The 280-nt window shown below is 67.9% G+C and carries 1 protein-coding gene; it reads left to right on the top strand.

What is annotated here, in order from left to right:
• The coding region (locus DNI29_RS23935; protein ID WP_202910590.1) for a glutaredoxin family protein at positions 1-243 on the top strand (243 nt) is incomplete at its 5' end.
• Positions 244-280: the final 37 nt, after the last annotated feature.

The raw sequence follows: 280 nt of genomic DNA, 5'->3' as shown, positions 1-280 counted from the left end.
CCCCTGACCCGGTTCATCCTTTTCCAGCGCGACGACTGCCACCTCTGCGACCTCGCGCTCGAGGTGCTGGCGCAGGCCCGCTTCCCCGACTTCGAAAGCGTCTTCATCGACGAGGACGAGGTGCTGGAGACCGCTTATGGCATGCGCGTGCCGGTACTGCGGGACGCGGCCACCGGGCGTGAACTCGACTGGCCCTTCGATGCCGCGCGCGCGACGGCACTCGCGGGCGACACCTCCAGCTAGACCCGGGCTTACTTCGCAGGCGCGAAGATCACCTTGG

Origin of the sequence: Hymenobacter sediminis, from assembly GCF_003231285.1 — a bacterium.
GTDB lineage: Bacteria > Bacteroidota > Bacteroidia > Cytophagales > Hymenobacteraceae > Hymenobacter > Hymenobacter sediminis.
Note: the sequence above shows the minus strand (reverse complement) of the source record. Positions and strands in the feature narration are given on the sequence as shown.